This window comes from Virgibacillus siamensis, assembly GCF_900162695.1.
Lineage (GTDB): Bacteria > Bacillota > Bacilli > Bacillales > Amphibacillaceae > Lentibacillus > Lentibacillus siamensis_A.
The window spans coordinates 2,242,507-2,257,264 of sequence record NZ_FUIH01000007.1 but is presented as its reverse complement, the minus strand read 5'-3'; the positions used below and the strand labels follow the sequence as shown (position 1 = coordinate 2,257,264).

At 42.5% G+C, this 14,758-nt stretch carries 11 protein-coding genes; 10 read left to right on the top strand and 1 reads right to left on the bottom strand.

The window, feature by feature from the left end; translation table 11 throughout:
• The first annotated feature begins 10 nt into the window (after positions 1–10).
• The 5 genes from B1K71_RS15035 to B1K71_RS15015 all read left to right on the top strand — a co-directional run bounded on the left by B1K71_RS15035 (position 11) and on the right by B1K71_RS15015 (position 6,077).
• Positions 11–586, top strand: coding sequence for a chromate transporter (locus tag B1K71_RS15035; RefSeq protein WP_077328461.1), 576 nt, complete (start codon positions 11–13; stop codon positions 584–586).
• Complete coding sequence (locus B1K71_RS15030) at positions 586–1,113, top strand: chromate transporter (RefSeq protein ID WP_077330291.1); 528 nt, start codon at positions 586–588, stop codon at positions 1,111–1,113. Before B1K71_RS15035 ends, B1K71_RS15030 begins: the two co-directional genes overlap by 1 nt.
• 114 nt (positions 1,114–1,227) lie before the next feature.
• Positions 1,228–2,595, top strand: coding sequence for a sigma-54 interaction domain-containing protein (locus B1K71_RS15025; RefSeq protein ID WP_245799303.1), 1,368 nt, complete (start codon positions 1,228–1,230; stop codon positions 2,593–2,595).
• A gap of 257 nt (positions 2,596–2,852) precedes the next feature.
• Positions 2,853–4,415 (top strand): class I adenylate-forming enzyme family protein, encoded by a 1,563-nt coding sequence (locus B1K71_RS15020; protein WP_077330287.1) that lies wholly within the window; start codon positions 2,853–2,855, stop codon positions 4,413–4,415.
• A 177-nt stretch (positions 4,416–4,592) separates the two neighbouring features.
• Positions 4,593–6,077 carry a sodium/proline symporter gene (locus tag B1K71_RS15015; protein WP_245799301.1) on the top strand — a complete coding sequence of 495 codons (1,485 nt, stop codon included), beginning with the start codon at positions 4,593–4,595 and terminating at the stop codon, positions 6,075–6,077.
• A gap of 84 nt (positions 6,078–6,161) precedes the next feature.
• Here the strand turns inward: B1K71_RS15015 and B1K71_RS15010 are convergent, their stop codons facing one another.
• Entirely contained in the window at positions 6,162–7,079 is a 918-nt protein-coding gene (locus B1K71_RS15010) for a LysR family transcriptional regulator (RefSeq protein ID WP_077328459.1), read from the bottom strand.
• A gap of 152 nt (positions 7,080–7,231) precedes the next feature.
• Between B1K71_RS15010 and B1K71_RS15005 the strand changes: the two genes are divergently transcribed.
• The 5 genes from B1K71_RS15005 (at position 7,232) to B1K71_RS14985 (ending at position 14,693) form a co-directional block, all read left to right on the top strand.
• Complete coding sequence (locus B1K71_RS15005; protein WP_077328457.1) at positions 7,232–9,415, top strand: malate synthase G; 2,184 nt, start codon at positions 7,232–7,234, stop codon at positions 9,413–9,415.
• A 284-nt stretch (positions 9,416–9,699) separates the two neighbouring features.
• Positions 9,700–11,013 carry an FAD-binding oxidoreductase gene (locus B1K71_RS15000; protein WP_077328455.1) on the top strand — a complete coding sequence of 438 codons (1,314 nt, stop codon included), beginning with the start codon at positions 9,700–9,702 and terminating at the stop codon, positions 11,011–11,013.
• Positions 11,014–12,396 carry a (Fe-S)-binding protein gene (locus B1K71_RS14995; RefSeq protein ID WP_077328454.1) on the top strand — a complete coding sequence of 461 codons (1,383 nt, stop codon included), beginning with the start codon at positions 11,014–11,016 and terminating at the stop codon, positions 12,394–12,396.
• A 15-nt stretch (positions 12,397–12,411) separates the two neighbouring features.
• Complete coding sequence (locus B1K71_RS14990; protein WP_077328452.1) at positions 12,412–13,854, top strand: FAD-linked oxidase C-terminal domain-containing protein; 1,443 nt, start codon at positions 12,412–12,414, stop codon at positions 13,852–13,854.
• 74 nt (positions 13,855–13,928) lie between these two features.
• Complete coding sequence (locus tag B1K71_RS14985) at positions 13,929–14,693, top strand: fumarylacetoacetate hydrolase family protein (RefSeq protein ID WP_077328450.1); 765 nt, start codon at positions 13,929–13,931, stop codon at positions 14,691–14,693.
• The last annotated feature ends 65 nt before the right edge of the window (positions 14,694–14,758 follow it).

The following is a 14,758-nucleotide window of genomic DNA, read 5'->3' as shown; positions in this document are numbered from 1 at the left end:
TGGTGTAAACGTGAAAACACAATGGAATTTATTTATTGCTTTTTTTAGGGTAGGTATGCTTGGATATGGCGGCGGACCAGGGTCAATCCCATTGATTCATGTTGAAACAGTAAAAAAATATAAATGGGTGACCGATGAGGAATTTGGTGACATATTGGCACTATGCAACACGTTGCCGGGACCTATCATTACGAAGATGGCTGGTTATATCGGGCATCGCAATTCTGGTTTTCTCGGAATGCTTAATGCAGTGATTGCTTCGATTCTGCCAACCATATTATTAATGATTATATTATTGACTACGTTATCGTCATTTAAAGATTTTGATTGGGTGAAGGGTATGACTGCTGCTGTCATACCTGTTGTCGGTGTTATGCTGGCCGTGCTAACCTGGCAGTTTTTGAACAAGGCAGGTAAAGGTCTTGGCTGGGTGAAAACAATTGGGATGTCGATTGTTATCCTGATTGTCCTGCAGTTAGGTGTTCATCCCGGGATTGTTATTGGGGCGCTTTTAATTCTGGCATTGGTACAGAAGGATAAAGGCAGTGATGAGAGCGGGAAAACAAGGAAAGGAGCGGAATCATGATACTGTACTGGCATATTTTCCTGGCATTTTTCATTCCGGGAATTCTCGGTTATGGCGGAGGGCCCGCTTCGATTCCGCTCGTCGAAAATGAAGTGGTTCAGCGTTATGGTTGGATGACCATTCAGGAATTCAGTGAGGTGCTTGCACTTGGAAATGCACTGCCAGGCCCGATTTCCACGAAGATGGCAGGCTACATCGGATATGAAGTCGGCGGTATCCCGGGTGCAATTATAGGTGTGTTCGCCACGGTGGCACCATCACTAATCCTAATGATTGCGTTATTGGGTGTACTTTATAAATATAAGGATTCGCCGAAAGTCCAGCGTCTGACCATGTATGTACGTCCGGTTATTGCACTGCTGCTTGGCATCATGGCATGGAACTTCTTTGCAGAATCCTATCAGGGCATTGGAATCTGGCAGACAGCTCTATTGATTGCTGTAAGCTACTTGCTGCTCGAACAAGTCAAACTCCACCCCGCATTTGTCATAGCAGGCGCGCTCGTGTATGGCGGCTTTTTCCTATGAAGATTTTTCAATAGGTATCAGACACCACCTGAATTTTGTCGAAAGGTTTTTTGCTGTTTGTTTTCTGTGATAGAATAGTAGAAACTGTCAGATAACAGTGTTGGGGGTGAGTGTGTGGTTGGTGCGGTGAATTTTTTCAGGGAAGAGGTTGTTAAAAGTTTTTTTGATCGGGTTTATGACGGTGTAGTCATCGTTGATTGCGACGGTATTATTCAATATATGAACAGCAAGTATTGTGAATTTCTTCAGGTAAATGAAACGGATGTTATTGATACACATGTGGATATGGTTATTGATAATACCAGAATGCATATTGTTGCTAAAACAGGCAAGGAAGAGATCAATGACCTGCAATTTTTGCAAGGGGATTATGTGGTCGCGAACCGCATACCAATTCATGATAATGGGAAACTAATCGGTGCAATCGGTACTGTTGTTTTTGATGATCTGGAAAAATGGCAAAAGATGAATGTACATATTAAGAAGCTTCTTTCGGAATTGGAGTTTTACCGAAAAGAGTGGAATGAAACCAATGGTGCTCATTATTCACTTCAGGATCTGGTTGGTATATCGCCGGAAATTGACCGGCTGAAGGAACAGGTTGTAAAACTTGCCGGCGGGAATATTTCGGTATTCATTCGCGGGGAGAGCGGAACGGGAAAAGAACTCATTTCCCATAGTATTCATCAGTTAAGTAATCGCAGCCGTAAACAATTTGTTAAAGTGAATTGCAGTTCCATACCGGAGCATCTTCTTGAATCGGAATTGTTCGGATATGTGGAAGGAGCATTCACCGGAGCAAAAAAAGGTGGAAAGATGGGGAAATTTAAATTTGCCGATGGCGGCACAATCTTTCTTGACGAAATTGGCGATATGTCGGAATATATGCAGGTAAAATTACTCCGGGTCCTTCAGGAGAAAGAATATGAACCTGTCGGAGCTCTATATTCCGAAAAAGTGGATGTACGGGTGATTACTGCGACGAACCGCCCGATTGAAAAAATGATTGAGCGCGGTGAATTTCGGGAAGATCTCTTTTATCGAATTAATGCTGCTCAGTTAATTTTGCCGCCATTACGCGAACGGAGGGAAGATCTTAACATACTGGCCCGCCACTTTTTGAAAAAGGTAACAGCAAGAATGAACAAACGTGTAGGCAAAATTGAAAAAGACGCATTAGCATTAATTAACAATTATCATTGGCCCGGGAATATACGGGAGCTTGAGAATGCAATTGAAGTAGCCGTTCATTTGTGTGAAGGAGATACAATTGATGTTAAGTCTTTACCCGCCTATTTAAAAAATGATGTGTCATCCGGAAAAAACAATACGCTGAAACAGCAACTTGACGAAAAGGAAAGGCAAATAATTGAAGAGGCATTGAAGCAGCATCAATACGATAAACTAAAAACTGCGGAAAGTCTTGGGATCGGTAAATCAAGCTTGTATGACAAGATTAATCGGCATAAAATTACGTATTAGCATGTTTTTGATTCCGGAAATCTGGAATGCTTTCCAGATTTCCGGAATTTTATGTGAAGCTTCAGGAATATGTTCGGTTTGTACATAGAATTGAAATGCATTCCGGGATGTCGGAATTATTCGGTATTTGTTTTGTCGGATTAGGCATAAGTAAGCACCTTTTCTTCTTGGCATGGTTTTTGCTTTATATTTAGGAAGCAGACAGAGGGCTGCGCATGGAAATGTATGCGCTTACTTGGCGAAGGAAGGAGATTGTTATGGATATTGGTTATATGACAAGCGGGGTTATGAAGCATGGCAGTAAAAAACAGCAGCAGAAAATCGCTGTACAACTGGAAAACGGTACAAAGTGGTCGTACGAAGAACTCGATCGGATCTCAAACCAATACGCAAACAGGTTAAAGGAACTGGGCGTTGAAAAGGGAGATCGTGTTGGAATTTTATTGTATAACTGTCTGGAATATTTCGGGCTCTATTTTGCCGCAGCAAAAATTGGTGCAATTGCAGTCAGATTAAATTTTCGATTGACCAGCCATGAATTTGAGTATGTATTGAATGACTCCGGGGTAAAGGTTTTATGCTTTCATTCCGCACTTTCAGACACCATAAATGAAATTAAGGATATGGTGAAAGTTGAAGAATATATATGTCTGCCAAATAAAAATCAGCATGCACCGGAATGGGCATTGGACTGGGAAACGATGAATAAAGCAGCAGCTATGGAAGTTAATACTGACGCTATTCAAATGGAAGACCCGGTTATGCTGATGTATACTTCGGGAACAACAGGCAGGCCAAAAGGTGCGGTATGGACACATGCCAATACATATTGGTTTTCGATGATGCAGATTATGAAATGGAATTTTACGGGAAAGGAAATCGGGATGACCACCGGACCGCTATACCATGTCGGTGCAATGGAAGATACTGCACTTCCCATCATCATGGCAGGTGGAACATTGGTTATATCGAAGAGTGGGGGTTTTGACATAAACCGAATCATGCAGGTAATGGAAAGACAGGGTGTGACAGATTGTTTCATGTATCCATTTATGATTTATGAAATGCTGCAGGCCGAAAATGATTCTATAAAACTGGAAACATTGAAACATATATATACCGGCGGAGATTCGCTTATGCCCTGGTCGGTTGAACAAATGAGTGTACGTTTTCCGCATATCGGAATTAGTCAGGTGTATGGTTTGACGGAGGGTACACCAATTGCCGCCTCCCTTGATGCAGAAGATATTTTTACAAAGGGGCATACAGTTGGAAAGCCGCTCCCTCTTACGGATATTAAAATTGTTGATCCGGATAAAAACATATTGGGAACTGATGAAATCGGTGAAATAGCGGTCAGGAGTCCGGTCGTTTCCAATGTCTACTGGAAAAAACCGGAAGCAACAGCGGAAACGTTTGTCGATGGCTGGTGTTTTACCGGGGATTTGGGATGTTTTGATGAGGATGGTTATCTATCAATAGCTGGCAGGAAAAAAGATATGATTCGAAGCGGTGGTGAAAATATTTATGCAGCTGAAATTGAAGACGTACTGATGCGGCATGACAAAGTAATCGATGCATCCATCATTGGTGTCCCTGATCCTAAATTTATTGAAACGGTTTGTGCCATCATCGTTAAAAAAGAAGGAGTTGAGCTGACAAAACAGGAGGTGGTGGACCACTGTAAAAATTTTGTTGCCAGTTACAAGAAACCGCGTAAAGTAATTTTTGTTGAAGAACTGCCACGCACACCGTCCGGGAAAGTCCAAAAATATATTTTGCGAAGTCAGTATGGTGATGGGGCAGGGATGAATATATAAGGGGCAGAATGATCTGGTTCATAGCGGAGAAAGTTTTAATTAAAGGGGAGGTTGTTTTATGTTTGGGTTATCACCGTTAATGACATTTATGTTGTTTATTTTCTGGCCGGCTTCCATAGTGGCGGCTGGCTTATGGGGAATGCTGGCATTCAGGGATGAAGAGGGGGAAGATAGCTGATGGATGGGAATTTGATTATCTTATTGATTGGTGTTGCATATCTGTTGGTAATATTGGTCATCGGGGTGTATTCGATGAAGCACCAAAAGGATATGGATACCTATTACACCGGGGGAAGAAGGTTCGGACCATGGCTAGTGGCTCTGGGGGTTTCCTCCACAACGATGTCAGGCTATGGTTTTATCGGTCTGACCGGTCTCGTCTATCAGAATGGTTATCCGGTTTTTATGATTGGTATTTTTGCAACAGCAGGGATATTTGTCAGTTTTTTAATTTTAGCAAAGCCAATGCGCAAAATTGCTGAGAAATTTGGTTCGATGACTATTCCGGATATATTGGAAGCCAGATATAACAGTAAAGCAGTTCGGGCGATTACAGCACTTGCCATTCTTGGCGGTGCGATCGGTTATCAGATGGCCCAATACAAAGCATTGGGCAACATGCTGCAGACAGTTTTGGGTGTTGATTATAAGATAGCTTTGTTTATCGGTGTTGCGATTCTGACCATCTATGTGGTAGCAGGTGGAATGATTAGTGCATTGTGGACGGATTTCATTCAGATGATTGTTATGGTTGTCGGGGCTTTAATTGTTTTCATTGGCGGGATGAATCTTGTTGGCGGTATGACGCAATTGAATAATGAAATTTCGGCAATCAACCCGGATATGGTCAATGCATATCATACAGCCGGACCAATTGGAATCTTTGCGTTTATTTCCTACTTTTTTATTTATGTCATTGGTCATCAGGGACAGCCGCATGTTGTATCAAAGTTTTATATGATTCGGAAGGTTTCCATGCTGAAATGGGCCTGTGTGATTGCTGCGTCAACTTATGCGATTACTGCGTTGCTATGGTTTGTAGGTTTATATACAAAAGTCATGGTTCAGCGCGGGGAAATGCCTGCTCCAACGTCACCTGACCTTGTGGCGCCTTTGTTTATCGAAAATTTTTTTCATCCAGCAATAGCAGGAATTATTTTTGCTGCGGTAATGGCCGCAATCATGTCGACTAGTGAAGCATTCTTGCTGATTGCAAGTTCTTCCATTGTACGGGATATTTATCAGCAAATTATTAAAAAGGGTGAAAAATTGCCGCAGAAAAAAGAGTTAGCCCTCTCCAGATGGTTAACCTTGGCAGTTATTGCGCTGACTTTTTTGCTGTCACTGAATCCGCCTGATCTGGTCGGCTGGTTGGGGAACGCTTCATGGGGTATATTTGTTGCTTCACTCGTACCGGTCTTAAGTATCGGGCTCTATTGGAAGCGGGCAACAAAAACTGCAGCAATCTGGTCATCATCCTTGGGGTTGGTGTTCAGTATTGGACTATACATCCTGAAGGTTAAAGGGATCTATGCACCAGCGCTGGATACCGGTGCCATTGCCTTTCTCATATCCGCAGCAGCATTCATAGGCATCTCGCTCGTGACGAAGCAAGAGTCCAGTGAAGTGTTTAAACTGGTATCGAAGAAAAACGTTTCATAAGATTTTTCAACAGGTGTCAGGCATTACCTGAAATTTGTCGAATGTTATTAGGGCTGCTGGTTTGTTAAACTGGCAGCTTTTTATTTATTGCTGGTTGGGATACGGGATTATTTCTTCAGTGCCAATTCCTGTTTCGGACATCGCGATAAATTGACGAACAGCGAACGGGAGATATTTATTCTTTTTCCAGATCATGCCTAATTCCAGATTAACGACAGGTTTATGAAAAGGGACGGTTATGATTTGGTCACTATTTATGTGTTCGCATATCTTACTTGGTAATAAAGCAATGCCCAGTTTGGCTTCAACCATTTCGACCATAAAGTCTTTTTGTGAACTTTCACAAACGACATTCGGATAAAAACCATGTTTATCACAGGCATGGATAATCTTGTCGTGAAGCGAAAAATCGTGCCGGTATAAAATAAAAGGTTCTTCTGCAATCTGAGAGAAGCTGATTTCTTTTTCCCATGCCAATGGATTATCTTTATGTGCAATAAGCATTAAGGGGTCTTTTAAAAGTTTGATTGTCTCAAAGTTTTCCTTTTGAACAGGCAAATTACATACTAAACCAATGTCAAGTTCTCCATCACTGACACCGGCTTTTATGGTGTTGCTGCCCACTTCTGTCAATCGTATATTAATGGAAGGGTACGTTTCTTTATAGCGGCTGATCAGCTTTGAAAAAAATGCAGCACCGATGATTGGCGGGATACCAATTTTTATTTCCCCCCGTTTGAGGTCAATGACATCATTTAATTCTGTGGTTAAATTTTCAAAAGCATCCAGAACATTTTTGGCATTGATTAAGAAAGCTTGCCCGGCATCTGTTAGTTCTAATTGTTTGGTCCCTCTGTAAAACAGTGTTACATCAAGCTCATCCTCCAGGTTTTTCATCGTTTTGCTTAGTGACGGCTGGGAAATATGAAGAACTGCAGCTGCTTTCGTAAAGTTCAATTGTCTTGCAACTTCCGCAAAATATTCAATCTGCCTGATATCCATTATAGGCACCCTTTCAAAACCATAATGTAATTGTGCCTTATTATACTAAAAGGTATAGCTAAAAGGAATAGGATTTATGCAAAACAAGTATTTCTGAAACTGTTCAGCTGATAGTAGAATAATAGATAGATGCAGGAAAGGGAGGAATAGGAATGACAAATTACGTAAAGGCAGGCAATCTTCAAGTAGCTAAAGAGCTTTATGATTTTGTTAATTCAGAAGCACTTCCGGAAACGGGGCTTGACGGTGAAACGTTTTGGGCCGATTTTGGAAAGCTTGTTGCTGATCTGGCTCCAAAAAATAGAGCATTGCTGAAAAAAAGAGATGAACTTCAAAAGCAAATTGATACATGGCATCAAGAAAATAATGCGTATGATTTTGATGCTTATAAATCATTTCTGCAAGATATCGGCTATTTAGAGCCTGAGGTGGAAGATTTTAAGATAACGACAGCTGATGTCGATGATGTTATTACACGTCAAGCGGGACCGCAGCTTGTTGTGCCGATTGACAATTCACGATATGCCCTCAACGCCGCCAATGCACGCTGGGGTTCACTCTACGATGCATTATATGGTACGGACGTCATTAGTGAAGAAGGCGGCGCTGAGAAGACAGGTTCCTATAACCCCGTCCGTGGTGAAAAAGTAATTGCTTTTGCTAAAAACTTCCTGGATAACCATGTACCCCTTCAAGAATCTTCACATGCACAAGCGACACTTTATGCAATTGTAGACGGCAGGCTGGCAGTAACCTTGAAAAGCGGGGAAACAACGGGATTGAAGGATACATCCAAGTTTGCCGGCTATCAGGGCGAAACGAAAAATCCAAATGCTGTCCTGCTGAAAAATAATGGACTGCACATTGAAATTCAAATTGACCACAATCATCCGATTGGAAAAACGGATGAAGCAGGCGTCAAGGATGTTTACTTGGAATCCGCTACCTCAAGCATTATGGACTGTGAAGATTCCGTAGCCGCTGTAGATGCTGAGGACAAAACTCTCGTTTACCGCAATTGGCTTGGTTTGAACAGAGGTGACTTGACGTCTGTGTTCCACAAAGGCGGCAAGGAAATAACACGAACGTTGAACCCTGATCGTAAATATACAGGACCAAATGGTGAAGCAATCTCGCTATCCGGCCGCGTACTGATGTTTGTCCGGAATGTCGGGCATTTAATGACGAACAGTGCGATTTTGGATGAAAATGGACAGGAAATTCCTGAAGGGATAATGGATGGTGTGCTGACAAGTTTAATGGCCAAACATGGTCTGTTGGGCAATGGTCCGTACCAAAATTCCCAACAAGGTTCTGTTTACATTGTTAAACCGAAAATGCACGGATCAGGGGAAGCTGCATTCGCGAATGAATTGTTTGATCGTGTAGAAGATATGCTTGATATGAAGCGCAACACACTTAAAATTGGTTTAATGGATGAAGAACGCCGTACCAGTATAAACCTGAAAAATTGTATTCATGAAGTGAAGGATAGAATTGTTTTCATTAATACCGGTTTTTTGGATCGAACAGGTGACGAGATTCATACATCAATGGAAACGGGTCCAATGATTCGCAAGGGAGAAATGAAAGCATCCACTTGGCTGAACGGTTATGAAAAAAATAATGTACGTGTTGGCTTGGATACAGGTTTAAAGGGAAAAGCACAAATCGGCAAAGGAATGTGGGCAATGCCTGATTTGATGGCGGCGATGCTTGAACAAAAAGCAGGTCATTTAAAAGCTGGCGGGAATACAGCCTGGGTACCTTCACCAACGGCAGCAACATTGCATGCGCTGCATTACCATGAAGTGGATGTCGAAAAGGTGCAGGCGGAACTCGCTAACGAAAAAAAGACTTACCACGATAACATTTTACAAATACCGGCTGCCAAAAATCCAAACTGGTCGGCGAATGAAATTCAGGAGGAACTTGATAATAGTGCGCAAACCTTGCTTGGTTATGTTGTTCGCTGGGTTGAGCAAGGTGTAGGCTGCTCCAAAGTCCCTGATATTAACGATGTAGCCCTTATGGAAGACCGGGCCACATTGCGTATCTCCAGCCAAATGCTGACAAATTGGCTATACCATGGAGTTTGTACAGAAGAACAAATGACAGATACACTGAAGCGCATGGCAACAATAGTTGACAGGCAAAATGCGGGAGATGAATTATATCGTCCGATGGCGCCTGACTTCGATGACTCGGTTGCCTTCCAAGCAGCTTGTGAGCTTGTTTTCAAGGGAAAAGAACAGCCAAGCGGATACACAGAACCAATTCTGCACAAACGCCGCCTGGAAGCAAAAGAAAAATACGGTTCACTTAAACTTAGTTAACAGGACAAGGGGAAGGATTTCCTTGTCCTTCCCCTCATTCCATTACAACCTTCACTCTAATTTTTCATTATTTTATATGTTTGTTCGAGAAATCCGGAATAAATCATTGTTGTACAAATAGTTGCATTTTTATAAATATTATGTTGACTTTTCCATCATGCAGTGCTTAAATGTAGACAAAGTTATCAGGGGGGCAAGAATTTCCTATTAAATGACAGCGTTTTCATAAATGGATTTAGAAAAGAACATATAGCTAGAGTGCAAAATCAAGGGGGGGTGATGACATGAGTTCCCAAGATTTAACCGGGGTTTTACCTGCAGCGCAAATTCAACATAATGTGGAAGGGCATCCGCTGGGAAACGGGGGGGATCAATTCATAGAAGTTCATTCGGAGGAAGATATTTCAAACGTTCTTGCCTATGCGCACAAACACGATAAAACTGTCAATGTTATTTCAGGTGGAACGAAGCGAGGCTACGGTGGTGCAATTGAACAGGCTGATATTTTAGTATCGCTTGCCAAATACAAAGGTATTGTCGAACATTCAGTTGGTGATCTGACAATGACGGTGAAACCAGGGACAACATTAAAGGAAATTACTGACGAAATAGGTGAAAAAGGGCAGCACATTTCCCTCGACCCCTCCTGGCCGGAAATGGCAACAATTGGCGGCATTATTGCTGCGAACGACAGTGGGGCTAAACGACTGCATTACGGATCTGCAAGAGATTTAGTCATTGGTACAAGAATTGTATATCCGAATGGCAACGTTATCCGTACAGGAGGAAAAGTTGTAAAAAATGTTGCCGGATATGATATGAACAAACTTTTTGTCGGTGCAATGGGTACGCTAGGTATCATTAGTGAAATCACAATTAAATTACGTCCGCTTCCAAAATATGAGGGACTGACACTACTGCACTTTCCTGAAGGCAGTGAACAGGTTATACACGATTTTTCTGTATCTATTCTTGATTCAATGATGGAACCTGTTTCACTTGAAATTTTAAATCCGTCTATTTCGGAAAAAATGACCGGCAAAAGTCAATATACATTGGCAATTGCATTTGAAGACAGGGAAAGTGCCGTACTTGATCAGGAAAAATGGGTTGCGGAACATTTGCCGGACGGTGTAACACATTCTGTACTGTATAAAGAAAAAGCGAGACAGTGGTGGGAAAGGTTCCGGCATTTTGGTCCTAATGGATACAATGATGTGGATGACGCTGCTCAAACACAAGCAGCACTGAAAATTGGGAGCAATAATTTGGATGTCATTGAAAATTTGAAAGCTGCTGACCGGCTTGCCTTGGATCATCATGTTGCAGTCGAGGCACACGGCGGTATTGGCCATGGTATTTCCAAAGTGTTTATAGAAGGGTTTCCGGAAGATATTGTTTCCTATATTAAGAAACTGAGGACTACGGCAGAAGAAAAGAATGGGTATGTCGTCTGTACACATTTGCCGTTTTTACTTCGGGATACGATTGATGTTTGGGGAGATAAGCCTGGATACTTTGCTTTGCTGGAAGGAATTAAGCGTACAATTGACCCTCGGAAAATTTTGAACCGTCAACGTTTTGTAGGGGGGATATAAATGAGCAGGGATGAGAATAGATTGGCAGCAATGCTGAAAAACGGTAAAGCTGATGCACTCTGTCAGACGAAGACTTTAGGAAACTATCTTTGGGATGATATTCCGGATGAAACGAAGTGGGCGGACTGTGTACACTGCGGTATGTGTCTTGAGGCATGTCCGACATATCAGGAAACCGGTGAAGAGCATAATTCGCCAAGGGGTCGAGTTTATTTAATTAAAGCCGTTGCGGAAGGCAAAATTGATATTAATGAAGCTTTTTCAAAACCTGTCTTTGATTGTCTTGATTGCCGTGCTTGTGAAACAGCATGTCCGGCAGATGTCCAAGTCGGCGGACTGATTGAAGAAGCACGCGGACAAATTCGCCAGGCGATGCCTTTAACAGGCTTTAAAGGTGCTTTTGGCAGGACAGTTTTGAAGGGACTTTTCCCGTATCAGAAACGTATGAACGCGGTTGGCAGTCTAATGCGTTTTTACCAAAATAGCGGTATGCAATCTGCTGTGCGGAAAACAGGTTTGTTGAATGTTATGCCAGCACATCTGAAAGATATGGAATCCATTCTCCCAAAAGTGGAAAAACCAGTACTTGGCAGATATCCGGAAATTGTTCCGGCTGAAGGCGAACCAAAACAGCGGGTGGGAATGTTAACCGGCTGTATCATGGATGTCATGTTCAGTGATGTAAATGAATCGACCATTCGTGTGCTTACACATAATGGATTTGAAGTTGGTCTGCCGCAAAATCAGGGTTGTTGTGGTGCGCTTCATATTCACGCTGGTGAGCGGAATGCTGGGAAAAAGCTTGCGAAACAAAATATCGAGGCTTTTAAGGATTACGATAAGGTGCTTGTAAATGCTGCCGGCTGCGGATGTGCACTGCAGGAATATGATGAACTGTTCCGCAATGATCCGGAAATGCTGCCTTTAGCTGAAGAATTTTCGGCAAAAGTTGAAGACGTTTCCAAGTTTTTGTATGACCATGATTTTGAACGTCCCAAATCGGAAATCAATACAAAAATAACATACCATGATGCGTGCCATCTTGCCCATGGACAAGGTGTCCGCTTTGAACCCCGTCAGCTTTTAAACGAAATTCCAGGGGTGGAGATGGCAGAATTGCCTGATGCGGACAGATGCTGTGGGAGTGCGGGAATATACAATCTTACACATCCCGATATGGCTGGTGCGCTACTCGACCGGAAAATGGAGGATATTCCCGATAACGTTGAAATGATTTCGATGGGGAATCCTGGCTGTATGCTGCAAATTGCGATGGGTGTTAAAAAATATGGAAGAAGTGAAAAAGTAGTCCATACCGTTCAACTGCTTGATTTGGCATATCAAAAAGATAAAGAAGCAGCAAACAAATTCGTCAAGTCTTAATGGGAGGTGAAGGGGTTGTTTGGAAGAAAACAAGTGAAACAAAAGCCGGATGCGGTTGTCAGGCAATTAATCAGCATTGTCGGTGAAAAGGAAGTTCTTTATATGAAGGAAGATCTCGTTTCCTACGAATGTGACGGCTATACGATGTCAAAAGGAATGCCGAAAGCAGTTGTCTTTGTTCGAAATGCAAAACAAGTTTCGAAGATTGTAACATGCCTGAACAAAGAAAAGATCCCATATATTGCACGTGGGGCGGGAACGGGGTTAAGCGGGGGCGCTACTCCGTTTGGTGGCGAAGTGATCATTAGTCTGGTTCGTATGAAACGGATGCTAGATCTTGATTTGGAAAATAGAAAAGCAGTTGTCGAGCCTGGTTATATTAACTTGAAGCTGACACAATCCATTTCAGATAAAGGTTATTATTACGCACCAGATCCTTCCAGCCAATACGCATGTACGATTGGTGGAAATGTTGCTGAAAATTCAGGTGGTGCTCACTGTTTAAAGTATGGTGTAACGACAAACCATATTTTAGGGCTAGAGATAGTTCTTCCAAATGGTGAAATTGTGGAAATAGGTGAAGATGGCGTCCCTGATCGGCCAGGCTACGATTTGCTCGGACTGTTGACAGGTTCAGAGGGAACCCTCGGTATTGTGACCAAAATAACTGTAAAGGTATTAAAAAATCCTGAAGGGAAGAAAACTGTTCTTGCTTATTATGATGATATAAATGACGCCAGCCAGGCCGTTTCCGAGATTATTGCTGCAGGCATCATTCCGGCCGCGCTGGAAATGATGGATTCAATAGCAATTGAAGGTGTGGAATCTGCTGCATATCCGGTTGGCCATCCAAACGATATTGCTGCGTTTTTGCTGATTGAAGTTGATGGTATTGCAGCTGGAATTGATGATCAAATCGATGAAATTCTTACCGTATGCAAAAATAACAATGTCCGCAAAGTAAAAGTGGCAAAAGATGAAGCGGAACGGTCCCTTTGGTGGGCAAATCGAAAAATGGGATTTGGTGCAATGGGGGCGATATCTCCGGACTACCTTGTTCAGGACGGAGTTATTCCGCGAACACGATTGCCTGAAGTGCTGTCAAAAATTGCGGAAATAAGTGCTGCGTATGAGCTTCGTATCGCGAACATTTTTCATGCGGGTGACGGAAATCTTCATCCGCTCATATTATTCGATGCCAGTGTACCCGGTGAAAGTGAACGGGCATCAAAGGCTGGATCCGAGTGTTTGAAGGTTTGTGCCGATGTTGGTGGCTCCATCACGGGTGAACATGGTGTGGGAATTGAAAAATCAGCCGAAATGCGCTTCATTTTCAGTGAGGAAGAAATGGCTGCCCAAACAGATATACGCGCTGTATTTAACCCGAAGGACCAATTAAATCCGGGGAAACTTTTCCCGCAGCCGGGCCGCTGTGTTGAAGTTAAGGGTGCAGGATAAGGACTGGAACGGGTTCTTTATCCTGTAATAAATATACAAGGGGACGTGATTCACCGTCCCAAGGAGTGAAATGCATGAAATTTGCCAGGTTTAAAAAAACAACGGATGATACTATTTTGTACGGCATCGTTACGGATCGAGGCATTCAACAAATTGATGGAAGTATTTTTTCGGATTGGAAACAGACAGAAATAATCCATCGCGCAGAAGACATTGATTTGCTGGAACCGCTTCTGCCACGGCATGTCATTGGAATTGGTGCAAATTACGTCGGCAAAACAGATGATTTACCTTCTGAGTTGCCCGAAATACCTGTGTTCTTTTATAAACCGGTTTCTTCCGTAATCGGAAACGGGGAACCAATTGTTATCCCAAATAAAATAGATAAGGTGAAATTTGAATCAGAACTAGCGGTGGTTATCGGTAAACAAACCAAAAACATTACCGAACAAGCAGTAACAGACCATATCTTTGGCTATACAGCAGCCAATGATGTAACTGCACCGCAATTTTTCCATGAAGCCGGGCATTGGATGATTGGAAAGTCGTTTGATACGTTTACTCCGCTTGGACCATATATCGAAACAGAGCTCGATCCGGATCAAGTCAAGGTTAAAGCATATCTGAATGGCGATAAAAAACAGGATAGTGCAACAACGCTTATGATTGTGTCCCTTCGAAAGATGGTTGCGTACCTATCCGGCATGATGACGCTGGAACCGGGTGATGTGATCTTAACCGGCAGTCCGCTTGGGGCAGAAATGATAAAAGAGGGGGATGAAATCGTCTGTGAAATAGCTGAGATTGGGGAGCTTCGTAATCCCGTTGTACAAGGCTGAATAATTTCAACAAGAGGAAGAAAAGGCTTTAAATTGCGTTCTGTTTTTACAACCATATCAATTAT